Origin of the sequence: Microbacterium sp. 67-17, from assembly GCF_001898325.1 — a bacterium.
GTDB lineage: Bacteria > Actinomycetota > Actinomycetes > Actinomycetales > Microbacteriaceae > Microbacterium > Microbacterium schleiferi.
Map to the genome: position 1 here is coordinate 14,119 of NZ_MKTR01000012.1, position 26,238 is coordinate 40,356.

Annotated in this window: 23 protein-coding genes; 7 read left to right on the forward strand and 16 right to left on the reverse strand. The window is 67.5% G+C overall.

Features of this window, described 5'->3' with window-relative positions; translation table 11 throughout:
* Positions 1–6: 6 nt before the first annotated feature.
* The 8 genes from eno to nhaA all read right to left on the reverse strand — a co-directional run bounded on the left by eno (position 7) and on the right by nhaA (position 7,688).
* On the reverse strand, positions 7–1,287 hold the full coding sequence (gene eno, locus BGO47_RS04115) for a phosphopyruvate hydratase (RefSeq protein ID WP_292708834.1): 1,281 nt from the start codon (positions 1,285–1,287) through the stop codon (positions 7–9).
* Positions 1,288–1,393: 106 nt separating this feature from the next.
* Positions 1,394–2,062, reverse strand: a complete 669-nt coding sequence (locus BGO47_RS04120; RefSeq protein WP_292708837.1) for an O-methyltransferase — start codon at positions 2,060–2,062, stop codon at positions 1,394–1,396.
* 86 nt (positions 2,063–2,148) lie between these two features.
* Complete coding sequence (locus tag BGO47_RS04125; RefSeq protein WP_292708839.1) at positions 2,149–3,171, reverse strand: DUF1648 domain-containing protein; 1,023 nt, start codon at positions 3,169–3,171, stop codon at positions 2,149–2,151.
* Entirely contained in the window at positions 3,168–3,566 is a 399-nt protein-coding gene (locus BGO47_RS04130; protein ID WP_292708841.1) for a GntR family transcriptional regulator, read from the reverse strand. Before BGO47_RS04130 ends, BGO47_RS04125 begins: the two co-directional genes overlap by 4 nt.
* A gap of 55 nt (positions 3,567–3,621) precedes the next feature.
* Complete coding sequence (locus BGO47_RS04135) at positions 3,622–4,467, reverse strand: SGNH/GDSL hydrolase family protein (RefSeq protein WP_292708843.1); 846 nt, start codon at positions 4,465–4,467, stop codon at positions 3,622–3,624.
* 68 nt (positions 4,468–4,535) lie between these two features.
* Entirely contained in the window at positions 4,536–5,786 is a 1,251-nt protein-coding gene (gene hisS / locus BGO47_RS04140) for a histidine--tRNA ligase (protein WP_292709202.1), read from the reverse strand.
* Positions 5,787–5,817: 31 nt separating this feature from the next.
* On the reverse strand, positions 5,818–6,513 hold the full coding sequence (locus tag BGO47_RS04145; RefSeq protein ID WP_292708845.1) for a MazG nucleotide pyrophosphohydrolase domain-containing protein: 696 nt from the start codon (positions 6,511–6,513) through the stop codon (positions 5,818–5,820).
* The gene (gene nhaA / locus BGO47_RS04150; RefSeq protein ID WP_292708847.1) at positions 6,510–7,688 is read right to left on the reverse strand and encodes a Na+/H+ antiporter NhaA; all 1,179 of its coding nucleotides are present in this window, start codon (positions 7,686–7,688) and stop codon (positions 6,510–6,512) included. Before nhaA ends, BGO47_RS04145 begins: the two co-directional genes overlap by 4 nt.
* Before the next feature lie 167 nt (positions 7,689–7,855).
* On the opposite strand from nhaA, the gene BGO47_RS04155 reads away from it, so the two are divergent.
* On the forward strand, positions 7,856–10,543 hold the full coding sequence (locus tag BGO47_RS04155) for a phosphoenolpyruvate carboxylase (protein ID WP_292708849.1): 2,688 nt from the start codon (positions 7,856–7,858) through the stop codon (positions 10,541–10,543).
* 59 nt (positions 10,544–10,602) lie between these two features.
* Positions 10,603–10,776 carry a hypothetical protein gene (locus BGO47_RS04160; protein WP_292708851.1) on the forward strand — a complete coding sequence of 58 codons (174 nt, stop codon included), beginning with the start codon at positions 10,603–10,605 and terminating at the stop codon, positions 10,774–10,776.
* 4 nt (positions 10,777–10,780) lie between these two features.
* Here BGO47_RS04160 and BGO47_RS04165 read toward each other — a convergent pair whose 3' ends face one another.
* Positions 10,781–11,380 carry a gamma carbonic anhydrase family protein gene (locus tag BGO47_RS04165; RefSeq protein WP_292708853.1) on the reverse strand — a complete coding sequence of 200 codons (600 nt, stop codon included), beginning with the start codon at positions 11,378–11,380 and terminating at the stop codon, positions 10,781–10,783.
* Between the two features lie 86 nt (positions 11,381–11,466).
* On the opposite strand from BGO47_RS04165, the gene BGO47_RS04170 reads away from it, so the two are divergent.
* Positions 11,467–12,252 (forward strand): siderophore-interacting protein, encoded by a 786-nt coding sequence (locus BGO47_RS04170; RefSeq protein ID WP_292708855.1) that lies wholly within the window; start codon positions 11,467–11,469, stop codon positions 12,250–12,252.
* On the opposite strand, the gene mfd is transcribed toward BGO47_RS04170, so the two are convergent.
* Genes mfd through BGO47_RS04185 form a run of 3 tightly spaced genes read right to left on the reverse strand, consistent with a single transcriptional unit; the run spans position 12,249 to position 17,150 of the window.
* Positions 12,249–15,872, reverse strand: coding sequence for a transcription-repair coupling factor (mfd, locus tag BGO47_RS04175; protein WP_292708857.1), 3,624 nt, complete (start codon positions 15,870–15,872; stop codon positions 12,249–12,251). The two genes, BGO47_RS04170 and mfd, sit on opposite strands and share 4 nt — an antisense overlap.
* Positions 15,873–15,907: 35 nt before the next feature.
* Positions 15,908–16,492, reverse strand: coding sequence for an aminoacyl-tRNA hydrolase (gene pth / locus BGO47_RS04180; RefSeq protein ID WP_292708859.1), 585 nt, complete (start codon positions 16,490–16,492; stop codon positions 15,908–15,910).
* A 34-nt stretch (positions 16,493–16,526) separates the two neighbouring features.
* Positions 16,527–17,150: a 50S ribosomal protein L25/general stress protein Ctc gene (locus BGO47_RS04185; RefSeq protein ID WP_292708861.1), complete on the reverse strand. Its 624-nt coding sequence runs from the start codon at positions 17,148–17,150 to the stop codon at positions 16,527–16,529.
* 243 nt (positions 17,151–17,393) lie between these two features.
* On the opposite strand from BGO47_RS04185, the gene BGO47_RS04190 reads away from it, so the two are divergent.
* Both BGO47_RS04190 and gndA read left to right on the forward strand, forming a co-directional pair.
* Complete coding sequence (locus tag BGO47_RS04190; RefSeq protein WP_267490521.1) at positions 17,394–17,516, forward strand: hypothetical protein; 123 nt, start codon at positions 17,394–17,396, stop codon at positions 17,514–17,516.
* Positions 17,517–17,575: 59 nt separating this feature from the next.
* The gene (gene gndA / locus BGO47_RS04195; RefSeq protein WP_292708864.1) at positions 17,576–19,051 is read left to right on the forward strand and encodes an NADP-dependent phosphogluconate dehydrogenase; all 1,476 of its coding nucleotides are present in this window, start codon (positions 17,576–17,578) and stop codon (positions 19,049–19,051) included.
* Between the two features lie 68 nt (positions 19,052–19,119).
* Here gndA and BGO47_RS04200 read toward each other — a convergent pair whose 3' ends face one another.
* Together BGO47_RS04200 and BGO47_RS04205 are read right to left on the reverse strand one after the other, a co-directional pair.
* Positions 19,120–19,839: an ABC transporter ATP-binding protein gene (locus BGO47_RS04200; protein ID WP_292709204.1), complete on the reverse strand. Its 720-nt coding sequence runs from the start codon at positions 19,837–19,839 to the stop codon at positions 19,120–19,122.
* A gap of 52 nt (positions 19,840–19,891) precedes the next feature.
* Entirely contained in the window at positions 19,892–21,346 is a 1,455-nt protein-coding gene (locus tag BGO47_RS04205) for an ABC transporter permease (protein WP_292708866.1), read from the reverse strand.
* A gap of 191 nt (positions 21,347–21,537) precedes the next feature.
* Between BGO47_RS04205 and BGO47_RS04210 the strand changes: the two genes are divergently transcribed.
* Entirely contained in the window at positions 21,538–22,269 is a 732-nt protein-coding gene (locus BGO47_RS04210; RefSeq protein WP_292708868.1) for a response regulator transcription factor, read from the forward strand.
* Positions 22,266–23,816, forward strand: coding sequence for an ATP-binding protein (locus tag BGO47_RS04215; protein WP_292708869.1), 1,551 nt, complete (start codon positions 22,266–22,268; stop codon positions 23,814–23,816). The genes BGO47_RS04210 and BGO47_RS04215 overlap by 4 nt, the downstream gene beginning before the upstream one ends.
* Here the strand turns inward: BGO47_RS04215 and BGO47_RS04220 are convergent.
* Positions 23,810–25,384, reverse strand: coding sequence for a flavodoxin reductase (locus tag BGO47_RS04220; protein WP_292708871.1), 1,575 nt, complete (start codon positions 25,382–25,384; stop codon positions 23,810–23,812). The two genes, BGO47_RS04215 and BGO47_RS04220, sit on opposite strands and share 7 nt — an antisense overlap.
* Positions 25,381–26,208 (reverse strand): FAD:protein FMN transferase, encoded by an 828-nt coding sequence (locus tag BGO47_RS04225; protein WP_292708873.1) that lies wholly within the window; start codon positions 26,206–26,208, stop codon positions 25,381–25,383. Before BGO47_RS04225 ends, BGO47_RS04220 begins: the two co-directional genes overlap by 4 nt.
* Positions 26,209–26,238: the final 30 nt, after the last annotated feature.

The window sequence follows — 26,238 nt, forward strand, 5'->3', positions numbered from 1 at the left end:
AGCGCATCAGCCTGTGAAACGGGGGAAGGCTCCACGACCGGCGAAGACCGCCGCGTCGCCGAGCTCTTCTTCGATGCGCAGAAGCTGATTGTATTTCGCGACGCGCTCGCTGCGAGCAGGCGCACCGGTCTTGATCTGACCGCAGTTCACGGCCACCGCGAGGTCGGCGATCGTGGTGTCTTCCGTCTCGCCCGAACGGTGCGAGAGCATCGACCGGTAGCCGTTCGAGGTGGCAAGGGCAACGGCATCCAGGGTCTCGGACAGCGTGCCGATCTGGTTGACCTTCACGAGCAGCGCGTTGGCAACGCCCAGGTCGATGCCCCGCTGCAGGCGGCTCGGGTTGGTCACGAACAGGTCGTCACCGACCAGCTGCACCTTCGAACCGATCGCGTCGGTGAGCGCCTTCCAGGCGTCCCAGTCGTCTTCGGCCAGCGCATCCTCGATCGTGACGATCGGGTAGTTCGCGACCAGGTCCGCGAAGTAGTCGGTGAGCTCAGCTGCCGTCCACGGCTTGCCCTCAACGGTGTAGACGCCGTCGGAGAAGAACTCCGTGGCCGCAACGTCCAGACCCACGGCGATGTCTTTGCCGGGAGTGAAGCCGGCCTTCTCGATCGCCTTCATGAGGAAGTCCAGGCCCTCGCGGTTGCTGGGCAGGTCGGGCGCGAACCCGCCCTCGTCGCCGAGGCCGGTAGCGAAGCCCGCAGCCTTCAGCTCGCCCTTGAGGACGTGGTAGGTCTCGGTGCCCCAGCGCAGCGACTCAGCGTACGTTTCGGCGCCGATGGGTGCCAGGAAGAACTCCTGGAAGTCGATGCCGTTGTCGGCGTGCTCGCCGCCGTTGATGACGTTGAACAGCGGAACGGGCAGCACGTGCGCGTTGGGTCCACCGAGGTAGCGGAACAGCGGCAGGTCTGCGCTGTCGGCCGCGGCCTTGGCGACAGCCAAGCTCACACCGAGGATCGCGTTGGCGCCGCACCGCGACTTGTTGTCGGTTCCGTCGGTCTCGATGAGAATCTCGTCGACGATGCGCTGCTCGCTGGCATCCACACCCTCGAGCGCCGGCCCGAGCTCGTCGATGACGGCAGCGACGGCCTTGAGCACGCCCTTGCCGCCGTACCGGCTCTTGTCGCCGTCACGCAGTTCATACGCTTCGAATGCGCCGGTGGATGCACCGGACGGGACGGCCGCCCGCTGAACGGTGCCGTCTTCGAGGAGGACTTCCACCTCGACGGTCGGGTTGCCGCGCGAATCGAGAATCTCGCGCGCGCCTACAGCCTCAATCAATGCCACGAAAGGACTCCTTGTTTGGGAGGGTTGTGTCGGAGCGTCGTCGGTCCGACATCGAGTCTAGTGACGACGGATGCCGCGCCACAGGCCCGCGCGGACGGAGAAAAGCTCAGACCACGACGGCGAGCGCGATCCCATCCCATCCTTTGCGATCCAGCGTCTGCAGTGCTGTCGCATCGAACCGCGGGTCCTCGCGGAGCATCTCGAGCCCCTGCCGGGTACCGACGACCTGACTCGTGGTGTCGTGAGGATCGGCGACCTGGCCCGATCGGCCGATGTTGTCGACGACGACGACAGTTCCCGGACGCCCGAGGCGCGCCGCCCAGTCGAGGTACACCGTGTTGGATTCCTTGTCGGCATCGATGAAGACAAGATCGAAGGGATCGTCGCCCGCAAGGGTCGGCAGGACCTCTGCGGCCCGCCCGACGCGGACGTCCACGCGATCCCCGACGCCCGCACGGTCGAGGTTGGCCCGCGCGATTGACGCGTTGAGCGGCTCGGCCTCGATCGTGACCACCGTTCCGCCGTTCGGCACAGCGCGGGCCAGCCAGATCGTGGAATAGCCGCCGAGGGTACCGATCTCAAGAATCCTGCGGGCGCCGGCGATCCGGGCGAGCAGGTGCAAGAGTTTCGCGTTCACGGGGGCAACCTCGATGGCGGGCAGCCCCGCGCGGCCCTGCTCTGCCAGTGCGGCATCGAGCGCAGCATCCTGGTCGACGAGCGTCTCGGTCAAGTAGTGATCGACGCGCGTCCACGCATCCGGGGTGGGATCTGGCATGGCATCAGCCAACCGTGCCCGGCTCGTGCGGTCAACGGGTCGCGCAGGCACATCTCCCGGGAACGTGCCCTCGCGCCCATCGATCGTCAGATCGTCTTCTCGGCAGCGCGCTGGCGCAGCGCATTCAACAGCGCTGAGGCTGTCGAGGCGTCGTCGACGGTGACGACAAAGACGCGGCCACTGCGCCGTGTCACCTCGAGTGCTTCGCCACGCCGAAGAACGACACCGCGACGTCCGTCGATCGCGAAGCGCACACCCCACCCGCCGAAGTCCGCCAGGGGACTGACGAAGACGGCGTGCACGGCACTCACCTCACCCAGAGGAATCCGAAATCGCGGAATGCCGAGGTAGCTCGTGACACGCAGACCTTGGTCGTCGATCCGCACCCGGAACATCGTGGTTGCGGCGACGAGCGCGCCCACGATCAGCCCCACGATCAGAAGGATCACTGCGGCGCTCCCTGAGGTGAGGAAGCTCACCATCGCCCCGCCTAGCATCACCACCACGAGGGCATACAACGCGATCATGCCGGGCATGGACATCGTGACGCTCCTCAGCCACAAGACGCGCTCGGTCGGTGCAAGCGGTGCGAGAGTGCCGTCATCGCTCAGCGCGGCGTTTCCCCCGCTGACTGTGACGGCGGGCTGAGCGAACCATCCGACCAGTCCCAGCACCAACCCCGTCACCGCCGCAGCTACGACGGCCGGAACAATGTTCGGTGCATCGGTCCCGGACGCGAGCCCCCGCTGACCCAGCACCGACCAGGTGGCGAGCATGAGGACGCCGGCCACAGCGGCGGGTGTCATCGCGCCGAGGAAGCGAAGCGTCGGACCCCACTCCCCCTGTCGTGCTCCCGCGTAGGCGAAGACACCCAAGAGCGCTGTGAGGCCCACTCCGACGGCTGCGCTGATAACCGGGACGACCCACGGCGCTGCGAAGCCGTCCGGTTCACCGGAGGCGCCCCAGTGCACCGCGACCGGATCGGGCAGCGCGGGGATGGCCAGCACCTGAACCACAACGGCGATGACGGTCAGCGTGAGGGGGACGATGAGCGCCCACCAGATAAAGGCCCGCCGGGCACGCGCGAGGTCGGACAGTGAGTCGGTCATCGGATCTCCTCCTCGGAAGAATCGGTCGAGTTATCTGCAGAGCTGCGAGGATCGGCATCGGTGAGCAGGGAGGCGAGGGCCGAGGGCGCAATTCCCCGCCGGCGGGCACTCTCGGCGAGGGAGCGGACCTCGCGCTGCAGGTCACGCAGCCCGGATGCGGCATCCGTGACAAGGGCCCCTCGTCCGCGGCGCAGATCCACGAGCCGTTCGTCACGCAGCTGCTGATAGGCCCGCAGAACGGTGTGCAGGTTCAGATCGAGCGATGCTGCGACCTCACGCGCAGACGGCAGCCGGTCGCCCGCGCGCAGGCGCCCTCCGGCGATCTCCGCCCGGACGGATCCAGCGATTTGCTCCCACAGCGGGGTATCCCGCGAGGGATCAATCCGGAGGAGCATCCATTAATTATAGTTCAAGTAGAACAACTACAAATATAGAGATCGGAGGCGACGGTCAGGATCCCGACGCGGGCATCAGTTGCACTACCGGATACCGGGTCGCTGCGCTCGTTCTCCCATAGCCCAGCGCTCCCGCAACCGCCGGAAGAAGGGCCTCGGCGGTGCGCCGGTACCCGAGCGGGCTCGGGTGGAAGCGGTCCAGACTGAACATCTCATCGGGCTGGGAGATGAAGAAGGGTCCGACGGCGTGACGCAGTGACACGGCGTACGCGCCGGCGCCGACCGCCGCGTCCTCCTGAGCGTCGGCGAGCTGGCGCGACATCCGCGACCCCAGCGATCGCAGCGGTTGCGGCACGGGCCGTAGCGCCCCGAGGTCTGGGCAACTTCCCACCACGACCTGCGCACCGCGGGCCCGCAGCCGTTCGATCGCCACAACCAGGTGCCGCACCGCGGTGGAGACGGCGACGCGGTGCGTGATGTCGTTGCCGCCGACGACGATGACGGCGACATCCGGCCGATAGTCATCAGCGAGCTCGTCGAGCTGAGCGCCCAGGGCCGAAGACTCCGAGCCGACGACCGCCGCGGTGCGCAGTCGCACGGGGCGCTTCGCCTTCTTCGCGAGTCCGATCGCCAGACGCGCGCCGAGCGTCTCCTTGCGCCGCTGCGCGCCGAGTCCCGCCGCGATCGAGTCCCCCAGCACGAGAAGCTCGATCGGGTCACCCTCGAGCTTGCGGCGCCACACGCGGTCCGCCTCGAGCGCATCCTCGCCCAGCGGCTTGCCGATGAGTCGCCGGGCCTGCGCGGCCTGGCGATCGAGCAGTGCGCGCGTGGCGAGTGCCGTTGTCGCAACAGCGCCCACCACGGCAGCTCCCCAGAGCACTCCGGTCGTGATCCGGCTCATGCGGCAATTTGATCCGCTCGATCTGAATCGCCGTTGACGAGCGGGTGAACGGATGAGCGCCGAAAGAATCAGCCGAGCGGCTTGATCTCGAGGGTGTCGACCGTGGATCCCGGGCGAACTGCCGCGAAGTGGGTATACCCGTCTTCGGTCGCCCGCTCGAGCAGCGGCTTGAGGTTCTTCGGACGCTGCTCGAGCCGCACGCGACTCCCCTGCGCCACGAGAGCTGACTTCAGGGCGATCAGCTCGGCGACCTCGACCTCGCGATCGTGAACGAGCACGACGGCGTGGATGTCGTCATCGGCCGCGTCGGCGACGAGGTCGACCAGCCGCTCGAAGCCGAGCGAGAACCCGACGGCGGGAACGTCCTGGCCAAGGAACCTGCCAATCATGCCGTCGTAGCGTCCTCCACCACCGAGCGAGTAGGACACCAGCGGGTGGGCGATCTCGAAGATCGTGCCGGTGTAGTAGCCCATACCGCGCACGAGGAATGGGTCGAACACGAGCGGCGCCTCTCCCCCGCGCGCTGCCGCGACCGCCTCACCGATCGCGGCGAGCGCGCCGATCGCCTCTCCTTCGAGTCCGTCGGGCAGCGCGGCACGGATCTGCTCGTCGTCGAATCCGTTCACCGCGCCCTTCTCGCGCGCCAGGAACTCCGCAAAGGCATCGACGGCCTCGGGTGCAGCCGAGCGCTCACGCAGCTCGGTCGCGACTCCGGCGGCACCGATCTTGTCGAGCTTGTCGATCGTGATGAGGACGCCGGGTCGCTCTGCCTCGGGAAAGCTGAAGTGGTCGAGCATCGCGTCCAACAGGCGGCGGTCGTTCACGCGGACGATGCCGCCCTCGAGCCCGAGGGCATCCAGCGCGTCGAGGGTCGCGGTGATGAGCTCGGCTTCGGCGCGCGAGGAAGCATCGCCGATGATGTCGATGTCGCACTGCACGAACTGGCGGTATCGCCCCTTCTGGGGCCGCTCTGCTCGCCACACCGGCGCGATCTGCACGGCACGGAACACCCCGGGAAGTTCGGCCCGGTGGCTCGCATAGAACCGTGCAAGCGGCACTGTCAGGTCGTAGCGCAGCCCCAGATCCGAGAGCGCCGCAGGATCGTCGGCTGCCGCACGGATGCCGTCAGCATCCAGTCCGCGCCGCAGGACGTTGTAGGCGAGCTTCTCGTTGTCTCCACCGATACCGGCGTGCAGCCGCTCGTAGTCCTCGACCACCGGGGTTTCGATCTCATCGAAGCCATGGGCGCGGTAGCGCTGCCGGATGACGGCGAGCACGCGCTCGCGGCGAGCCTTGTCGGCGGGGAGGAAATCGCGCATGCCGCGCGGCGGGGTGACGGGTGGCACCGGCCTATTCTTCCAGGTCGGCGAGCTTCGCTTCGGCAGCCCGGATCTCTTCCGAGAGCGTGCGCAGCCGCTGGCGCAGTGCGCGCTCCGCATCCCAACCGTGCTCACGGGCGGCCGCGACGAGGGCGAGGAGCGCGTCGCCCAGTTCGGCTTCGGAGGCAGGTGTGGCGGGATCGTCCGAACCGGCCTCGCCCACCGTCGGCGCCACGGATGCCGGCAGCGAGGAGGCCTTGCCCACCAGCTTCTGCGCGAGTGCCAGGGTCGGCATCCGTTCACTCACGCCATCGAGCACACTCGTGCGACTGCGCTTTTCTTCGGCCTTCGCGGCGTTCCACAGCACGAGAACCTGCTCAGGCGTGTCGGCAGTCTCGCCGGCGAACACGTGCGGATGCCGGCGCACCATCTTGTCGGTGAGGGTGCGGGCAACATCATCGATGTCGAAGGGATCGTCGCTGTCGCGCGAGGCGATCTCGGCGTGGAACAGCACCTGCCACAGCAGGTCGCCCAGTTCCTCGCGCAGATCGGCGCGCGTCCCCACCTCGACAGCATCGATCAGTTCGGCGCTCTCTTCGACGAGGTAGGGCACGAGTGCCCGATGATCGATCTGCTGCGTCCAGACACACCTGTCGCGCACCGCTCGCATCGTGTCGGCAGCGTGGCGCAGCGGATCGACGGACGAGGGCTCGACGGAGTGTGTCATGACGTCGCTGCCTCACTCGACTCAATGGCGGCACCGCTTGCCCGCCGGCGGTAGTGACGGGCACGCGCCGACACGAGGATGCCGGCGATGATGACGGAGATCAAGGAGCCCGAGAGCACGCCGAGCACTGCTTCGTCGGTGAGGAGGTCGTTGCCTGTGAACGCGAGCTCGGACAACAGCAGCGACACGGTGAACCCGATGCCGCCGAGCGCGCCGGCGGCAATGAGGTCAGCCATCGGCAGCCGTGGCATCGCGGGGTCGTGCGCGACCCGCTGTGAGATCCACCCGAACAGCGAAATGCCGAGAATCTTCCCGACGGGGAGCGCGATCAGGATGCCGTAGAAAGCCGGCGTGAGTTCGTCGATCGACACCGCCGGGATGATGACAAGAGCCGACGAAAAGGCGAACAGCGGCAGCACGATGCCGTTGACCCACGGCTCCATCGCATGCCGGGTGTGAAGCGCCGGTTGCTGCGCCATCGCGAGCCCCAGGGCGACGCCGGCGATGGTGGCGTGAACGCCCGAGAGATAGACGAGAACCCAGGTCGCAACCGCGAGCACGAGGAGGATGGGGATGACCGCGGGGCGCGCCCGGGTGTCGAGTTTGCGGCTCAGGTACCCGAAGAGCACGACGAGTACTGCTGCTGCCGCAAGGAGCGCGATGTTCACACCATCGGTGAAAAGCACAGCGATGAAGATGATGCCGACGATGTCGTCGAGGATCGCGAGGGCGAGCAGGAAGATCCGCACGCCCGAGGGAAGGCCCCGACCGAAGACGGCGAGAACACCGAGGGCGAAAGCGATGTCTGTCGCGGTGGGGATCGGCCACCCGTCAGCAGACTCCGTGCCCCACGCGAACGCAAGGTAGACGACGATCGGAACGATCACCCCGCCGGCCGCAGCGATCGCCGGCTGCAGCGCCTTGCGGGCGGAGTTGAGCTGCCCGTTGGTCAGCTCGAACTGCAACTCGACGGCGACGACGAAGAAGAACAGGGCAAGGAGCCCGTCAGCGACCCAATGACCCACCGAGAGCTCGAAGACACCGGGGATGCCGACATAGGTGTGCTGCAGGTCTTGCACACTATGGCCGATCGGAGAGTTCGCGATGATGAGTCCCGCGGCGGCTGCAACCAGCAGCATGATGGCGGGAAAGCGCGCAGAGCGAAGCAACGACATGGAGTCCTTTCGGGGATGCGGCAGCCGATGCCGACCAGACTTCCCGGCTCTCCAGCCCCTATCCTACCGGCGGGGCGCAGTGCGCCTCGAAGACGGCTCGGATCGCGCCCTGTCACGAGTCGTCACCCGTCACCTTGATGAAACACCTGGCCATTACGGTGGAATCCATGTACGAACTGACCCGGACCGAAGCCATCGACCTTGTCGGCCGATACGAAGCGGGTCAGGAGATCCCGGAACAGATGCGCGCCGATGTGCGCCTGCTCGGCTCACTGCTGGGTGAAGTACTCCGCGAGAGCGGGTCGCCGGGACTGTTCGAGGATGTCGAGCGCCTGCGCCTCGCGACGATCCAGGCCTATACGGATGAGACGCCCGAGGCCTTCGCGCACGCCACCGAGGTCGCCGAGTCATTCTCGATCGAACGTGCCCACGAGGTGGCCCGCGCCTTCACCGCGTACTTCCACCTCGTGAACCTTGTCGAAGAGCACCAGCGGGTGCGGATCGTGCGCGAGCGCGACGGTCGCCCCGATAGCGAAGGCGCCGCCGACTCGATCGAGGCCGCCTACGCGCGCCTTGCCGACGAAGTCGGTGAGGATGCCGCGCTCACCCGCCTGCAGGCGCTGCGCTTCCACCCCGTTTTCACGGCGCACCCCACCGAGGCGCGTCGCCGGGCGATTTCATCGAGCATCCGCCGCCTCGCGGGGCTGCTGCAGGAGCACGACGACCGCCTGCGCGATGGCAACGACCCGGCGCGTCTGGAACGGCGCATGGTCGAAGAGATCGACACCCTGTGGCGCACGGCCCCGCTTCGCCCCGAGAAGCCGTCGCCGGTCGACGAGGTGCGCTCGGTCATGGCGATCTTCGACGAGACGCTCTACACCGTGGTCCCCGCCGTGTATCGGCGCCTCGATGACATGCTGCAGGGCACGAACGCGGGCGGTCGCGCACCGCTGGTAACCCCCTTCGTGCGTGTGGGGTCGTGGGTCGGCGGCGACCGCGACGGGAACCCGTTCGTGACGGCATCCGTGACCCGCAAAGCGGCGGGCATCGCCGCCGAACACATCCTGTTGGGGCTCGAGCGCACGACGCAGCGCATCGGGCGGACACTCACCCTGGATGCCGACACGACACCGCCCTCAGACGCACTGCTGGCCCTCTGGAAGCGCCTGAAGGCCGCAGACGAAGAGGCGGCTACCGAGATCGCGAAGCGATCGCCGAATGAGCCGCACCGCCGCATCCTGCTGATGCTCGCGCGCAAGATCGACGCGACGCGCCTGCGGGATGCCGATCTTGCTTACCGTGAGCCGAGCGAGCTCCTCGCCGACCTGCGCACGGTTCAGGACTCGCTCGTCGCGGCGGGAGCTGCCCGCCAGGCCTACGGGCACCTGCAGCAGCTGATCTGGCAGGTCGAGACCTACGGATTCCACCTCGCGGAGCTCGAGGTGCGGCAGCACTCGGCCGTGCACGCAAAGGTGCTCGCGGAGCTGGATGCGGCTGCCGGATCGACCGGCGAACTTTCCGAGCAGGCCGACGAGGTGCTCGAGGTCTTCCGCACGATCGCCTTCCTGCAGGAGCGGTACGGACCGGCAGCAGCGGGCCGCTACATCGTGTCGTTCACGCAGTCCGCCGAGGATCTCGCCAACGTCCACCGCCTGGCCCGTTACGCGGTCGGCGAGGGCGGGCGGACGCCGGCGCTCGACGTGATCCCCCTCTTCGAAACCTTCGCCGACCTGCAGGCAGCGCCCGGGATCCTCGCAGAGATCGTGCAGCACCCGGAGTTCGCGGATCGCCTCGAGCGCACCGGTCGGCGCCTGGAGGTCATGCTCGGCTATTCCGACTCGTCGAAAGATGTCGGCCCGGTCGCCGCCACACTCGCGCTGTACGAGGCACAGGCTGAGATCGCCGCCTGGGCCAAGGACGAAGGGATCGAACTCACGCTCTTCCACGGTCGCGGCGGTGCGCTCGGTCGCGGCGGCGGGCCGGCGAACTCCGCGATCCTTGCTCAGCCACCGCACTCGGTCGACGGCCGCTTCAAGCTCACCGAGCAGGGCGAGGTGATCTTCGCCCGCTACGGCGACCCCGAGATCGCGATGCGCCACATCGACCAGGTCGCCGCCGCTGTGCTGCTGGCATCCGCGCCCTCGATCGAGCGGCGCAACTCGGGCGCTGCTCGCAAGTTCGCCGAGGTGGCAGCGACGTTGGATGCCGCATCCCGTCAGCGCTTCTTCGATCTGGTCAAAGCCCCCGGATTCGCGCCGTGGTTCGCGCAGGTCACCCCGATGGAAGAGATCGGACTGCTGGCCCTCGGCTCCCGTCCCGCGCGGCGCGGCCTGTCGGTCGAGTCGCTCGCTGACCTCCGCGCCATCCCGTGGGTGTTCGCCTGGGCGCAGGCGCGCATCAACCTCGCCGGGTGGTTCGGCCTGGGGACCGCGCTGGATGCCGTCGGCGACGAGGAGCTGCTGCGCGAGGCTTACGAGCAGTGGCCGCTTTTTAGAACCATGATCGACAACGTCGGGATGAGCCTTGCCAAGACCGACCCCCGCATCGCGCGCCGATATCTCGAGCTCGGTGACCGCGACGACCTCGCCGGTCTCGTGCTCGATGAGATGGCGCTGACCCGATCCTGGGTCATCAGACTCACCGGCGGCGACGAGGTGCTCGCCAACAAACCCGTGCTGCAGCGTGCCGTGAAACTGCGAAGCCCGTATGTTGACGCACTGTCGCTGCTTCAGCTGCGGGCGCTGCGCGGGCTTCGGGACGCCGCGGCATCCGACTCCCCCGCCGATCCCGATCAGCAGCGCCTCTTGCTGCTCTCGGTGAGCGGGGTCGCTGCGGGCCTGCAGAACACGGGATGATCCTGCGCGGATCGCGCGTCGCTGCCATCCGTGTCAGTGGGCAGGGTTAGCGTCTGGGCATGGCGATCGCGACCACGGAGACCTGCCCGCTGTGCGGCACCGATGACGTCAGCGTCGACGACGTCGCATGGTTTGCCATCGAGTTCGAGCGGCGGGCTGAAGTGCAGGACGAAATCGAAGTCCAGGATGCCGTCGTGTTCCTGTGCCGCGAGTGCGGCGTGAACTGGGACTGACCGCTCAATCGAGGCGAGTGTCGTCGGCGTGCCGGGCGAGGCTTCGTCCGTAGCGCTCCGTGAGCTGGACCATCAGATCCGGTGTCTCGCGGTCGAGCCCGAACACGTAACCCGGGAAGTCCAGCTCTTTCTGCGCGTCCCAGATCTCGTCGTGCCGGTCCGGCGAGTAGAGCTGCGCCGGGTTTCCGACGGCAACCCACGCGATCGGCACGACCGTGTCCGCGGCAAGAACGGTGCGCAGGTGCACCACAGCGTTGATGCGAACCTCGCTGCGCTCGCCGATTCGCGCACCGTTGAAGACGCGCGTTCCCGTGGCGAGGAACACCTCATCAGCTACGGTCGCTCCCGAGATACTGGCCATCGGCCCGACCAGCACGTGGTCCCCGATATGCACGGGATCTGTCGCGCTTGCCCGGATCAGCGCGTTCTCCATCACGATGACGCTCTCGCCGATCGTAATTGCACCGCCCTCGGCGGTGATGACGGCGCCGTGCAGGACTTGCGAATGCGCGCCGATGGTGACGTCGCCCGAGATCACCGCGCTCGGCGCGACGACGGCGGTGGTGTGGATGCGGGGCTGCGCCCCGAGGTGCTCGAACCGCATCGATCCTCCTCGATCGGTGTCAGCGTACCGCGCTCGGCACGCCCTGATGCCCCGGGATGCTGCGAGCGGGGTCTACCGTGGAGGGGATGGCACTCTCCTCCCGAACCACGACCCGTGCGCCCCGACCGACGATCGAGTTCACCGTGCTCGAGACGACCTGGCTGAACCCGCACCTGGTGCGCGTCCGCCTCGGCGGGCCCGGCTTCGCACAGTTCCACGACAGGCCCGATACAGACAAGTACGTGAAGCTGAAGTTCACGACTCCGGAGCCCGAGTCCCACCCGGTGACGCGGACGTACACGGTGCGCCGTGTCGACCATGCCGCACAGGCGATCGACGTCGACTTCGTCATCCACGGGGACGAGGGGCTCGCGGGGCCTTGGGCGGCGACCGTGAAACCTGGCGCAACCATCAGTCTCATGGGTCCGGGTGGCGGATACTCCCCCGACCTGGACGCCGACTGGCACCTGCTCGCGGGCGATCTCTCGGCCGTGCCCGCCATCGCCGCGACTCTCGACGCCCTCCCCGCCCATGCAACGGGCACGGCGATCATCGAAGTCGACACCGACGCGGACTTCATTGATCTCGATCACCCCGCCGGTGTCGACCTCGTCTGGATCACCAACCCCGATCACGCGGTATCGGCACTGGCTGACGCCGTTCGGACGATCACCTGGCGTGAGGGCCGCGTACAGGTCTTCGCCCACGGCGAGCGCGAGGCGATGAAGGAACTACGGCGCGTGTTCTTCGATGAGCACGCGCTCGAGCGGGGACAGGTCTCGCTCTCGGGGTACTGGGCGCGCGGTCGCACGGAGGACCGATTCCAGGCCGAGAAGCGCGAGCCGATCGGCCAGATCCTCCCGCCCGCCTAGTCCTGGACTGCCGGAGCGCCAGTGTCAGCGGCGACGGGCTCGGGCCAGAGCTGACCGAGAAGCGTGTCGACCCATGCGATGAGGTCGGCTTCTGCCACTGGCTCACCGCCAGCGCGGGGCAACGGCACGACGACAGCCTCGCCACCGGCCAACAGCTTGGCTGCGGGATACAGCCGCTGCAGGCGCACGCGCATCGAATCCGCCAGGCGCGCGGGCGCGATCCGCAGGTTCGGCCCCATCGCGACGACATCCGTCAGGCCTGCGCGCGCGGCGCGACGCCGCAGCCGCGCCATCGAAAGCAGCCCCGCGACCTCCGCCGGGGGCTCGCCGTAGCGGTCGGTGAGCTCCTCGATGACGGCGTCGATCGCGTCATCCTTGGCCGTCGCGGATGCCGCGGCAGAGAGCTTCTGGTAAGCCTCGAGCCGGAGCCGCTCGCTGTCGATGTAGTCCTCGGGGATCCGGGCCTGCACGGGAAGCTCGAGCCGCAACTCAGCCGGACCCTCGACGTCTTCGCCGCGGAAGGTCGCGACAGCCTCACCGATCATCCGCAGATACAGGTCGAACCCGACCCCTGCGATGTGGCCCGCCTGCTCGGCACCGAGGAGGTTTCCAGCCCCGCGCAATTCGAGGTCCTTGAGCGCGACCTGCATGCCGCTGCCGAGATCGTTGTTGACAGCGATCGTCTCGAGACGGTCGGCAGCGGTCTCTGAGAGTGGCTTCGCGTCGTCGTACAGGAAGTACGCATAGGCCCGCTCACGACCGCGTCCCACGCGCCCACGCAGCTGATGCAGCTGCGAGAGTCCGTACTTGTCGGCCCGGTCGATGATGATCGTGTTGGCGTTGGCGATATCGAGGCCGGTCTCGATGATCGTCGTCGAGACGAGCACGTCGGCCTTGCGCTCCCAGAAGTCGTCGACGACCTGCTCGAGCTGGTGCTCGCCCATCTGCCCGTGAGCGACCACGACCCGCGCCTCGGGCACGAGCTCCGCCAGCTCGCTCGCGACCCGCTGGATGGAACTCACGCGATTGTGGACGTAGAAGACCTGACCTTCCCGCAGCAGCTCCCGGCGAATCGCTGCCGCGATCTGCTTGTCGTTGCGGGCGCCGACGTAGGTGAGGATCGGATGCCGGTCTTCGGGTGGTGTTTGCAGCGTCGACATCTCCCGGATGCCGGTCACCGCCATTTCCAGGGTTCGAGGGATGGGCGTCGCGCTCATCGCGAGGATGTCGACGTTCGTCTTGAGCTTCTTCAGGGCATCCTTGTGCTCGACACCGAACCGCTGCTCCTCGTCGATGATCATGAGGCCGAGATCCTTGAAGATCACCTTCTCGGTGAGGATCCGGTGCGTGCCGATGACCATGTCGACGGTGCCATCGGTGAGGCCGGCGAGAGTCTCGCGCGCCTCCTTGTCGGTCTGGAAGCGCGAGAGCGCCTTGACCTTCACGGGGAAGCCTGCGAAGCGCTCGGTGAACGTCTCGAGGTGCTGCTTGACAAGCAGCGTCGTCGGCACGAGCATCGCGACCTGCTTGCCGTCCTGGATCGCCTTGAACGCGGCCCGCACGGCAACCTCGGTCTTGCCGAAGCCGACGTCCCCCGACAAGAGTCGGTCCATGGGGATCGGCCGCTCCATGTCGGCTTTGATCTCGTCGATGGTCTGCAGCTGATCCATCGTCTCGGCGAACGGGAATGCCTCTTCGAGTTCGCGCTGCCACGGCGTGTCGGGTCCGAAGGCATGACCCTTCGCAGCCATCCGCGCCGAGTAGAGCTTGACGAGTTCGACGGCGATATCGCGCACCGCCTTGCGCGCGCGGCCCTTCGCCTGCGCCCAATCGCTGCCGCCCATCTTCGAGAGGGTCGGCGCCTCACCGCCCACGTACCGCGAAAGAAGATCGAGCTGGTCGGTCGGCACCATGAGCTTGTCGCCGGGGTACCCGCGCTTGGACGGCGCGTATTCGAGCACGACGTACTCGCGCACGCTCTTGACCGGATTGCGGCCACCCGACGACACCTCGCGCTTGGCGAGCTCGACGAACCGTCCGATCCCGTGCGTGGCGTGCACCACGTGATCGCCGGGAGCCAGTTGCAGTGGATCGACGACGTTCCGGCGCTTGGACGCGAGCTTCTTGACGACACGGCTGTCGCCGCCAATCGTGCGTCCGTAGAACTCGGACTCCGTGAGCACAGCCAGTTGGGCGTCCTCGAGCTCGAACCCGCGCTCGAGTTGGGCCACCGCGAGCAAGACGCGGCCGGGCTCGGGCGAGGCATCCGCATCGTCAATGATGGCCGCCGCGATCTCGCGGTCGGCGAGCACGTCGCGGGCGCGTTCGACCAGTCCCGTGCCGGATGCCGTGACGACAACGCTCCAGCCTGCGGCAACCCGTTCCCCGACATAGGCGGTGGCCCCCTCGACGTTGCCGTGGAACGACGGCACCGGCCGTGCGGGAATCCTCACGGGCGCATCGCCGAGCATGTCATCGAGGTCGTCCGCGAGCAGCCCCTCGGCTGCCGCGTCGGCGGCTCCCGAGTCGAAGGGGCTCAGCGTCCACCACACGCCGGAGCGATCGTGAACCGCCGCCCGCAACTGGGCAATCGTCAGAAAGTCGCCCCCTCCGAGATCGACCGGCGTGCTCGCACCAGCCGTCGCTGCGCTCCACGCGGCTTCCAGGAACTCGTGGTTGGTCTCGGCGAGAGTCCGTGCCCGCGTGCGGGACCGCTCGGGGTCCACGAGGACAACGGCGGATCCCTCGGGCAGATAGTCGACGAGTGTCGCCATCCGCGGCACGAGCGCCGGCGTCAACGACTCCATCCCCTCGGCAGGGATCCCCTCCGCCATCTTCTCGAGCATCCCCTGCAGCCCCGCGAACTCCGCGGCCAGCTGCCGTGCACGAGCGCGAACATCGGCTGTGAGCAGGAGCTCGCGCCCGGGAAGGAGATCGACGGCTTCGACCGCGCCAGGCAGGGAACGCTGGTCAGCGACCGAGAACGTGCGGATCTGCTCGACCTCGTCGCCGAAGAACTCCACACGATACGGATGGTCGGCGACGGTCGGGAACACATCCAGGATGCCGCCGCGCACCGCGAACTCGCCGCGACGCGAGACCATATCCACACGGTGGTAGGCAAGTTCGACCAGCCGCTCGACGATCACCGCCAGATCGTGGCCGCGTTCACCGGCACGCAGCCGCACCGGTTCGACCGCGGCAAGCCCCGCGGCCAGCGGCTGCAGCGCCGCGCGCACCGACGCGACGACGACGACCGGCTGCGCCCCAGCAGAGGATGCGACACGGGCGAGCGTCTCCAGCCGGCGTCCAACCGTCTCAGGACTGGGGCTCAGCCGCTCGTGCGGCAGGGTCTCCCACGCGGGAAAGGGCAGCACCGCCGCTTCGGGAAGAAGGGCCCGCAGTGCCGGAATCAGCGACTCAACCCGGCGACCGGTCGGGGCTATCGCTAGCAACACAGGCGGCTTGCCCGCGTCCCGGCGCCGACGAACGAGAGCGCTCAGCAGCGGGGCATCCAGGCCGTCGACAACCGAGACGTCGGCATCGACGGCAGCCGCCGCAACCACATCCCGGAAGTGCTCGGAGCGGTCGAGGGCGCGCGAGATCCCGGGAAAAGCCACCGGATGATTCTAGGCCGCCCGCCAGCCTTCCCGGGTCAGGGGCGAGGAGCGTGGTGAACCTGTTGCGCCGCGAGCAGACCCTCATCAACGAGTCGCTCGACGGCATCGGCGGCATCCGAGACAGCGAGAGCGAGTTCCTCCCGGGCAGAAGCAGGGAACTGCTGCAGCACCCAGTCCGCTGGATCCTGGCGCCCCGGCGGACGACCGATTCCGACGCGCACCCGTGGAAAGTCCGGGGTACCCAGGGCCTTCGCGACGTCCCGCACCCCATTGTGACCGCCGTGCCCGCCGCCGATCTTGAGCCGCACGGCGTCGAACGGGATGTCGAGCTCGTCGTGAACGATGACGACACGCTGCGGGGGGATCCCGTAGAACTGCACGAGTCCTGCGACGGGTCCCCCCGAGACGTTCATGAAGGTGTTCGGTTTGGCGAGTACGAGCTTGGGTCCGCCCGGACGCAGCCACCCTTCAGCGACGCGCGCGTTCGCCTTGTGGGAGCGAAAGCCCTCGCCACGCCGATTCGCGAGCTCATCGACGACGAGCTGCCCGACGTTGTGGCGGGTGCGCTCGTACTGCGAGCCGGGATTGCCCAGGCCCACGATGAGCCATGCGTCGCTCACGGCAGCGCCCTCCCGGCTCGCTCAGCCTGTCGGATTACTCCGACTCGGTCGCAGCGTCCTCGGCCTCGCCGGCGTCAGCGGCAGCGTTGTCCTCGGCGGCAGCCTCATCGGCGGCGGCGGCAGCGGGCACCGAAATCGCAACGACAAGCACCTCGGGGTCGGTGACCAGCGTCGCACCCTTGGGGAGTGCCAGTTCGCCGGCGGTGATGCGCGCGCCCTCTTCAAGGCCCTCGACATCGACCTCGACGTGCTGAGGGATGTGGGTGGCCTCGACCTCGAGCGAGACGCTCGTTGCGTCCTGGTTCACGATGGTGCCCGAGAAGGACTCGCCCACGACGACAACCGGAACGTCGACCTGGACCTTCTCGCCCTTCTTGATGACGACGAGGTCGAGGTGCTCGATGATCTGGCGCACCGGGTCCTTCTGAACGTCCTTTACGAGCGCAAGCTGAGACTTGCCGGCGATGTCGAGCTCGATCAGGGCGTTCGCGTGGCGCACGAGCAGCAGCATCTGGTGGCCGGGGAGCGCGACGTGCACCGGGTCGGTGCCGTGGCCGTACAGCACGGCGGGGATCTTGCCAGCGGCGCGCAGACGGCGGGCGAAGCCCTTGCCGAAGTTTTCGCGCAGTTCGGCGTGGACGGTGGTGTCTTCAGACATGTGCATTCTCCTTGGGCAGAGACCGGGTGCTGATCTCAGCCCGGACGTCAGGGGGTTCGACTCAACCGCGAGCGCGTGAGGAACCGTGAGGCCGCACACCCTCGTCGATAACGGATGCCGTGAGCAGTGCTGGACGCACGCGCGAGCATCCCTCGCCGAAGTACAGTCCGCAAGTCTACCAGCGGCCCGGGTACGATGGTGACGGGCCGTGACGGGCCCGCTTCCCGAGAGCAAGGACGAATGATGGACGCCCAGGTCACCTCGAACATTCTCGTCGCCGTGATCGGCATCCTCACCCTCGGCACCCTCGTCGGTGTCGTCGCGGCCTTCTGGTCGATGGGCCGCTCGGCTTACCGCAAGGAGTGAGACGCGACGTTCCCTTAGGCTGACTGCGGCAACCACCCGCAGACGCCCAGGGAGTGAACGTGACGGATCAGGCAGCGACGAGCACCGCGACAGCGAACATCGGAGTCGTGGGGCTCGCGGTCATGGGGTCCAACCTCGCGCGCAACCTCGCCAGCCGCGAGGGCAACACCGTCGCGATCTTCAACCGCAGCGCGCAGAAGACCGAGCACCTGGTCGCGGAGCACCCCGAAGCAGGCTTCGTCGCCACGTTCTCGTACGAGGACTTCGCAGCGTCTCTCACCACGCCCCGAACCGCGATCATCATGGTCAAGGCAGGCGCCGGCACGGATGCCGTCATCGACGAGCTTCTGCGCGTCTTCGAGCCCGGCGACATCATCGTCGACGGTGGCAACGCCCTGTTCACAGACACCATCCGCCGCGAGAAGGCTGTCCGCGAGACGGGCATCAACTTCGTCGGAATGGGGGTATCCGGTGGTGAGGAAGGCGCACTCCTCGGCCCGTCGCTGATGCCCGGCGGATCGGACGAGTCGTGGGTCACGCTCGGCCCCATCCTCAAGAGCATCGCCGCGGTCGCCGAAGGCGAACCGTGCGTCACCCACATCGGGCACGACGGCGCCGGTCACTTCGTCAAGATGGTCCACAACGGCATCGAGTACGCCGACATGCAGGTGATCGCCGAGGCCTACGACATCATCCGCCACGCGACCGGGTACTCCCCCGCACAGATCGCCGACGTGTTCGCCGAGTGGAACCGCGGCGAACTCGAGTCGTACCTGATCGAGATCACCGCAGAGGTGCTGCGCCAGGTCGACAGCGACACCAACCTGCCGCTCGTCGACATCGTCCTCGACCAGGCCGGTGCGAAAGGCACCGGCGGGTGGACTGCACAGACCGCCATCGACCTCGGCGTGCCGGCATCCGGGATCGCCGAAGCGGTGTTCGCTCGCTCGCTCTCGTCGCACCCCGAACAGCGGGCCACCGCCGGAGTGCTGCCTGGGCCCGACACGAGCGACGGGGTCGCGCTCATGGACGAGCCCGAAGAGTTCATCGAGCAGGTCCGTCGCGCCCTGTACGCATCCAAGATCGTCGCGTACTCGCAGGGATTCGACATCATCCGTGCCGGCGCTGCGCACTACGGCTGGAACATCGATCTCGGCCGCGTGGCGGCGATCTGGCGGGGCGGGTGCATCATCCGTGCGCGGTTCCTGAACCGCATCACCGAGGCGTACGCGCAGACCCCCGATCTGCCGGTCTTGATGACCGCCCCCTTCTTCGTGGATGCCCTCACCGGCGCTCAGAACGCGTGGCGGAACATCGTCGCCCTGTCGGCCGCGGCGGGCATCCCCGCTCCGGTGTTCTCGTCTTCGCTTGCCTACTACGACGGGCTGCGGGCGGGGCGGCTGCCGGCTGCCCTCATCCAGGGTCAGCGTGACTTCTTCGGAGCACACACCTACAAGCGCATCGACCGCGCGGGCACGTTCCACACGCTGTGGTCGGGCGACCGCAGCGAGATCGAGGCCGTCGACACCCACTGACCTCACCGAGCGCCGAAAGGCCGTGACCGACTCAGCCTCGGTCACGGCCTTTCGTTCGCGCAGTACCGTCAGATCTCGCGGACACTCCCCTTCTCAAGACGCAGGCGCCGATGAGCGCGGCGGGCGACTGCCGAATCGTGCGTCACCACGATGAGGGTCAGGCCATCCCGGTTGAGCCCTTCGAGCAGCTCCAGGATCTCGTCACGCATGTGCTCATCCAGGTTTCCCGTCGGCTCGTCAGCCAGGAGCACCCGCGGGCGCTTGGCGATAGCGCGGGCGATCGCGACGCGCTGCTGCTGCCCACCCGAGAGCTCGCCCGGCAGATGGTCGGCGCGCTCGGCCAGGCCGACCTGGGCAAGCGCCTCGGTGACGCGGCTGGCTCGATCAGCACCGGTCAGAGCGAGCGGCTCGAGTCCCATATCCACGTTCTCGTGCGCGGTGAGCGTCGGAATCAGGTTGAACCCCTGGAACACGAAACCCACCTCGGTGGCTCGGACACGTCCGAGTTTCGCGTTCGAGGCTTTCGCCACATCGACATCCCCGAGCTTGACGGCACCCGAGGTCGGCCGGTCGAGTGCACCCAGCATCTGCAGGAGGGTGGACTTTCCCCCGCCCGTCGGACCCTGGATGGTGACGAATTCTCCTTCGCGGATCTCGAGATCGACGCCCGCCAGGGCGCGGATCTTCCGGTTCTTCTGCTGGTACTCGCGGATGACCGCCTGCAAGGCGTATATCGGCGACGATGCGGCTGCGTCGACGGATGCCGGCGCGGGGTGGATCATGCTCATGGAGTTCTCCTGTTCGTTCGTGACAGATTCGTTCGCGACAGTGTTCATGTGCCTAGCCGACCGACCGCAGTGCTTCGGCGGGGCTCAGCCGGGCTGCACGCCAACCACCGAAGGCACCGGCGATCAGTCCTCCGGCGATGGCGATTCCGACCGCCGCAGCTACCACCCAGAGCGTGACGGGAGCGTGAAGAACGACATCCGTTGCCGTTTGCTGCGCCATCCCTCCGAACCCTCCGCCCATCGGACCGCCTCCTTGGCCGGGTCCGCCCTGACCGGTGGTCGAGGACGTCGAGGAGATCGTCGGTGAGATCAGGTTGATGATCCCGATCCCCGCAAGCCCGATCGCCAGGCCGATGGCACCACCGATCAGACCTTGAATCACCGATTCACCGGCTACCTGCCCGACCACGCGGCCGTTGGACCATCCGATCGCCTTGAGGGTTCCGAACTCCCGGGTGCGCCGTGTCACGCCCGAGATCGTGAAGAGCACGGCCAGCGCCAGTGCGACGGCGAGCACGAGGATCGACAGCCATGTTCCGAGGTTCGTGATGAGTGATGAGGCGCTCGAGAGGGACGACGAGACTGTCGATGCCAGATCGGACTGGGAGCTGACGGTGACGTCGGCGACGCTTCCCTCGATCTCTGCCTGGACCGCCTCGATCTGGTCGGCCGAGGTCGCCTGGACGTAGACCGTCGACACGACGTCCTCGAGCCCTGCCAGTGACTGTGCGACATCGAGCGGGATGTACACGTTGGCCGCGGTGTCGGCGTCGCTCGAGGTCGAGGTGATGATCCCGACGACCTCGACGTCGGAGCCGCCGACATCGATCGTGTCCCCGACGGCGATCTCGTTGGTGGTCGCATACGTCGCGTCCACAACAGCGACGAGCTCCCCCGCGTCGTCAGCAGTCAGTGCACGGCCTTCCGAAACCTCGACCGCCGACAGCGGCCCGACAGCCGTGTCATCAGGGTCGATCCCGAGGACGGTGAACGAGTTGAGATCAAAGGCACTGCCGCCGGCGCCGTCCGGGCCGCCCGACGGCGGCTCACCCGATTCACCCGGTCCCCCCTGCTGCATCTGTGATCTGTCGGGCATCTCACCGATGAAGGTGATGTTCGTGAGCGAAAGCGCGCCGGATGCTGCAGCAACCCCGTCGAGGGATGCAACGCTCTCGACTGTCGAGGCACCCAGTGTGCCGCGCATGAAGTCTGCCGTGAGGCGCGACTGCGACACCGATGTGGTCCCGTCCTCGGTCTGGCCGGCTTCGCTGTCGAACTCGAAGCGCTGACCACCGCCCTCGCCCGGTTCCGCAGCGGCCCCCGTCACCGTGAGATCGGTGCCGACGCCGTACACGGACTCGAGCGCTTGCGCTTGTGCGTCGCGGACTCCCGCAGAGAGAGCGTTGACGACGATGACGAGAGCGATCGCGACGGCGAGGCCCACCGCCACGATGATCGTCTGCTTCTTGCGTCCAGCGAGTTCGCGACGCAGATAAGTCCAGTACATGGGTCTCCTTCAGCTCCTGTGTGCAGCCTTCGGCACGACGGTAGGGACGACGCTGATGAGGCCGAGAAGGGATCGCTATGGCGAACCTATGGATCGCGCACCGCGCGAGACGGAGGAGTGAGCGCGACTTTCACAGACGGCGCATAACTTTCTCCATAGGAAACCCATAGCTGGAGCATCACAATGAGTCCATGACATCTCCGGCCCCCGCCCTGCGCCGACCCGACGGCGCAGCCGTCCGCATCCTCGTCGTCGATGACGAGCAGATGCTCACCGATCTGCTCTCGATGGCCCTGCGCATGGAGGGCTGGGATGTTCGCACCGCGGCATCCGGATTCGAGGCTCTGCAGGCAGTCCGAGACTTCGAACCCGATGCGATGGTGCTCGACATCATGATGCCCGACCTCGATGGAATGGCGGTGCTGCATCGGCTGCGACAGTCGGGCAACGACGTGCCGGTGCTGTTTCTGACCGCGAAGGACGCCGTCTCCGACCGGGTCGCGGGACTCACCGCAGGCGGCGACGACTACGTGACGAAGCCGTTCAGTCTCGAGGAGGTCGTCGCACGACTTCGCGGTCTCATGCGCCGCGCGGGTACGGCGACGCAGAGCGAGGACGAGCCGATTCTGCGCGTGGCCGATCTGTCTCTGAATGAGGACAGCCACGAAGTCGAGCGCGGCGGCGACGAGATCGAACTGACGGCAACGGAGTTCGAGCTGCTGCGTTACCTGATGCGCAACCAGCGCCGCGTCGTGTCCAAAGCACAGATCCTTGATCGCGTCTGGAACTACGACTTCGGTGGCAGATCCAGCGTCGTGGAACTGTACATCTCCTACCTGCGCAAGAAGATCGATCAGGGCAAGGAGCCGCTGATCCATACCGTGCGTGGCGTGGGCTACATGATCAAGGCGCCGACACAGTGAGTGATTCTCACCGGCGCGGATGGCGACCGTGGGGTCTGGAGGGGCGCCTGGTCGTCACGATCGTTGCCGTCGTGGCGCTGATCTTCGCGACGGTCAGCATCGCCACGGGAGCGATCCTCGGCTCGATTCTGCAGTCGAACCTCGATAACGAGGTCACCGAAGCCACCGCGAAGGCGCTGCGAACCGTCCACGACGCGCCCCAGGTTGCCGCGGGCACCGAGGATGCCGCGGCCCTCCTGGCTTCGGGACCGTTCGAGCCGGGCTTTCTCATCGTCATCGAGTCAGCCTTCGGATCCGTCACGGGCGGGTATGTCGATGCTGCCGGAACCGTGACAACTCTCGATGACTCGCAGGTCGACCAGATCGTGCAGCAGCTGATCCAGCCGGGCGAGGGTGGCCCCGTTCGCGAGATCACCATCGACGGCGTCGGCACCTACCGGATGGTCGCACTCGGTGGGGGCAGCTTCGCGATAGCCTCGGGCCTTCCGGTCAGCCAGGTGACGGCGACGCTCGCGCAGATCGCGACGACCGTCGCGCTGCTGACCACGGGCGGCCTGGTGCTTCTGGGGCTTGCGGTGACGGTGATCGTGCGGCGGAGTCTGCGGCCGCTTCGCGTGGTAGCCGATACTGCTGAGCGCGTCGCGAGCATGCCGATGGCCGAGGGTGCCGTCTCGATCGCTGATCGGGTGCCGGAGTCGGAAACCGACGAGCACACCGAGATCGGGCGCGTCGGCCATGCCCTGAACACCCTCTTGGACCACGTCGACGCGTCGCTGGAGGCGCGCCAGCGCAACGAGGAGCGGATGCGACGGTTTGTCGCAGATGCCAGTCACGAGCTGCGCACACCTCTCGCCTCGATCCGCGGCTACTCGGAACTGTCGCTGCGCGACCCCGAGCTGAGCGAGTCCACAGAATCGGCTCTGTCTCGGATTCAGGCGCAGTCGTTGCGGATGACGCGGCTTGTGGAAGACCTTCTGCTTCTCGCGCGACTCGACGAGGGCCAAGAGCTCGTCTACGGGGTCGTGGATCTCACGCAGCTTGCCGTCGAGGCGCTCGGCGATGCGCAGGTCGCAGGTCCTGAGCACGTCTGGCTGCTGGAGGTGGACGAGGAGCCGGTGACGGTGCCCGGCGACTCCGCCCGGCTGCAGCAGGTGGTCGTGAACATGCTCGCAAACGCACGGACTCATACCCCCGCGGGGACCGAGGTCACCCTCTCGGTCGGTCGCGAGGACGCGGCCGAGAGCGAGTCTCAGACGGATACCGCGGTGATCCGTGTCCATGACAACGGGCCGGGGATCGAGCCCGCCATCGCCGACGAACTGTTCGAGAGGTTTTCGCGCGCCGACAGATCACGCGCCCGGCAAACCGGTGGAACCGGGCTCGGCCTCTCGATAGCGCGTGCGATCGTGCACGCTCACCACGGTGAGATCTCGGTGCAGAGCCGCCCCGGGGACACGACGTTCACCGTGCGCCTTCCGCTTCCTGAAGACCTGGGTCGAGCCGGCGCCGGCCTCACCGATGCGGCTCCGACGGGTGCCGCTCAGTAGCCGCTGAAAGCGTCGGTTGTGACCGACTTTCCCCGCTCGAGAGCCGGCGCGAGGTCGGCGATCAGGCGGGGCGGGCCCGAGATCGCAGCGTGCCGGGCATGCAGGTCGGGGACGACCTGCAGCAGGCCGGGCGCGTCCAGGCGCACACCGCGCGCCCACTGCCAGTTCGCAGGCAGCGGTCCCGGGTCATCACGCGTGAAGACGACCACGGGCACCCCGGATGCCGCGATGTCGTCACGGAAGGCGAGCTCGGCAGCCTCGGAGGCGACGTAGACCAGAACGATGTCTCGGCCCTGCCCGCTCGCGTGAAGATGGCGCAGCTGCGACACGAACGGCGTGATGCCGATTCCGGCGGCGACCATGAGGAGCTGACTGTCAGCCCGGTTCGGCAGCACGAAGTCTCCCCAGATTCCGGTGACGGCCAGGGATGCTCCCGCGTCGACCTCCGCGAGCGCGCGCTTGTACGAGCTGGGCGCAGGTCCGCCCGAGCCCTCCGGGTACTCCCGGAAGGCGATACGGATCGTCGGGAGGTCTTCCGGCGCGGACGCGATGCTGAACTCACGGCGCGTACCGCGTGCGTCAGGCCTGCGGTGCGGCACGTCGAGCTCGAGGTACTGCCCGGGAAGGAAACGGATGCGGCGCTTGGCGGTGAAGGTCAGCATCCGTACCGTCGGAGTGATCATCTCGCGCGAGTCCAGGGTCAGCCGAACAGCAGCACGCACCGAGAACGCGAAGGCAACGAGGTTCCCCACCAACAGCGCGCGCTCTTGGCCGAGGGTGATCTCACCGAGAGAGATCGGCCACCCGGCAAGAACGCCGACGACACCCGCGACGAGGAACTGCTGCCAGCGCCGAGGCGGGAGCGTCAGCGGCTCGGACAGCATGAACACACCGAGGAACAGGAACGGCGAGGACCACAGCAGCGACCAGAAGATCGTCAGCGCATCGACCGCGAGACCCGCCGTCTGGTACTGGATCGTCGTGCGCACGAAGCCGACTGCGACGGCGATCAGCAGAAACACGAGGACCACGCGGATCTTCTCGGTGCGCCACAGCACCGCCAGACCGAGAACGACGACGGGGGCTGCGAGCACTGGCGTTCCCACCCACCACGCCGAGGCACCGAGCGCCGGAATCCAGATGCTCACGACCGTGAGCACCGCGGCGCCAGCCGCGGCCGGGTTGAAGATGTGGCGGCCGCGCCAGGCCAACAGGTACTTGGATGCCGCTGCCACGGCCCCTGCCAGCGCGATGCCCACCAGCGCTGCCGGTTCGAGCGTGGGTCTCAGGACGAACAGCAGGATGAACGCGGTGATCACCGAGGACTCGAGCCGGAGCGATTGCCCGATGATCCGGTGCGCGACAACATCGACGATGCCGCACGCGACGGCAAGCACCGCGAGGGTGGCGAGCAACTCCAGCGGGCTGGGAGCGACCAGTCCGAAGAACGAGACTCCGAACGCGACCACGGTCAGGGCAAGGAGTGCCAGGAAGACCATGCGATACATCGAGACCTTGCCGAGCACCGCGAACACACGATTCCACCCTGCGGTCAGCCATCCGATCATGTGAACAACTCTGCCCTACACCGCTCTGTCCCGAATCCGGGAGACCATTCGACACGTCCGGTCGTCGTCATCCGCACCCACTCGACGCCCCACCGATACGCGAGTTCCGCGCCGCCATCGAAGAACAGGGCGGTAGCCGCCGCGTCAGCCAGCATCGCCGTCGGGGCAACAGCCCAGGTCGCTGCGATGGTTCGAACCGGCACGCCTGTCCGAGCGTCCAGGACGTGGTGCAGGCCGTCGCCCCAGGCACGCCGGTTCGTCGCCGAGGCACACAGCGCCGCATCCTCGAGATCAACGACACCGATGATCCGCGTCGAATCGTACGGATGCTCGAGTCCGATCCGCTCACGCGAACCCGAGCAACGGACATCACCGCCAGCATCGACAGTGAGGGAGGCTCGCTCGGCATCCTCGAGGTACTCAAGGACGAGATCGACGAGGCGACCCTTTCCGATCGCGCCGACATCGATGAGCGCCGGTAGCGAGACCGTGAGCGCACCATCGCCGGTGGAGATGACTCGACGCCAGTCGCGTGGGGCGCTGACGGGGTCGCTCGGACGCAGCGAATACGATGCGTCATAACCGAGGGCTTCGAGCGAGACCCCCACGAGCGGGTTCACCGCCCCATCCGTTGCCGCGCCGAGGTCGTCGTAGACAGCGAACATCACCTCCGCGTCAGGGGGAAGAGCACGCGAGCCACCCGACGCCAGCGCGCTCACCGTGGAGTCCTCGCGAAAGCGCGACCACTCCCGATCGAAGTCCTCGATCAGCGCGCGCACGGCGGCGCGCTCCCCGTCCGTGAGCGGCTCGTGAGTGTCGATCATCCACTGCGTGCCGGTCGCCTCGAAGCGCCA

Excerpts from the sequence above, each read along its gene's own strand:
- BGO47_RS04120 (WP_292708837.1), bottom strand. The coding sequence starts at position 2,062 with ATGCCAGATCCCACCCCGGATGCGTGGACGCGCGTCGATCACTACTTG.
- BGO47_RS04125 (WP_292708839.1), bottom strand. The coding sequence starts at position 3,171 with ATGACCGACTCACTGTCCGACCTCGCGCGTGCCCGGCGGGCCTTTATC.
- BGO47_RS04130 (WP_292708841.1), bottom strand. The coding sequence starts at position 3,566 with ATGCTCCTCCGGATTGATCCCTCGCGGGATACCCCGCTGTGGGAGCAA.
- BGO47_RS04135 (WP_292708843.1), bottom strand. The coding sequence starts at position 4,467 with ATGAGCCGGATCACGACCGGAGTGCTCTGGGGAGCTGCCGTGGTGGGC.
- hisS (WP_292709202.1), bottom strand. The coding sequence starts at position 5,786 with ATGCGCGATTTCCTCCCCGCCGACAAGGCTCGCCGCGAGCGCGTGCTC.
- BGO47_RS04145 (WP_292708845.1), bottom strand. The coding sequence starts at position 6,513 with ATGACACACTCCGTCGAGCCCTCGTCCGTCGATCCGCTGCGCCACGCT.
- nhaA (WP_292708847.1), bottom strand. The coding sequence starts at position 7,688 with ATGTCGTTGCTTCGCTCTGCGCGCTTTCCCGCCATCATGCTGCTGGTT.
- BGO47_RS04155 (WP_292708849.1), top strand. The coding sequence starts at position 7,856 with ATGTACGAACTGACCCGGACCGAAGCCATCGACCTTGTCGGCCGATAC.
- BGO47_RS04160 (WP_292708851.1), top strand. The coding sequence starts at position 10,603 with ATGGCGATCGCGACCACGGAGACCTGCCCGCTGTGCGGCACCGATGAC.
- BGO47_RS04165 (WP_292708853.1), bottom strand. The coding sequence starts at position 11,380 with ATGCGGTTCGAGCACCTCGGGGCGCAGCCCCGCATCCACACCACCGCC.
- BGO47_RS04170 (WP_292708855.1), top strand. The coding sequence starts at position 11,467 with ATGGCACTCTCCTCCCGAACCACGACCCGTGCGCCCCGACCGACGATC.
- BGO47_RS04185 (WP_292708861.1), bottom strand. The coding sequence starts at position 17,150 with ATGTCTGAAGACACCACCGTCCACGCCGAACTGCGCGAAAACTTCGGC.
- BGO47_RS04190 (WP_267490521.1), top strand. The coding sequence starts at position 17,394 with ATGGACGCCCAGGTCACCTCGAACATTCTCGTCGCCGTGATCGGCATC.
- BGO47_RS04200 (WP_292709204.1), bottom strand. The coding sequence starts at position 19,839 with ATGAGCATGATCCACCCCGCGCCGGCATCCGTCGACGCAGCCGCATCG.
- BGO47_RS04205 (WP_292708866.1), bottom strand. The coding sequence starts at position 21,346 with ATGTACTGGACTTATCTGCGTCGCGAACTCGCTGGACGCAAGAAGCAG.
- BGO47_RS04210 (WP_292708868.1), top strand. The coding sequence starts at position 21,538 with ATGACATCTCCGGCCCCCGCCCTGCGCCGACCCGACGGCGCAGCCGTC.
- BGO47_RS04220 (WP_292708871.1), bottom strand. The coding sequence starts at position 25,384 with ATGATCGGATGGCTGACCGCAGGGTGGAATCGTGTGTTCGCGGTGCTC.
- BGO47_RS04225 (WP_292708873.1), bottom strand. The coding sequence starts at position 26,208 with ATGATCGACACTCACGAGCCGCTCACGGACGGGGAGCGCGCCGCCGTG.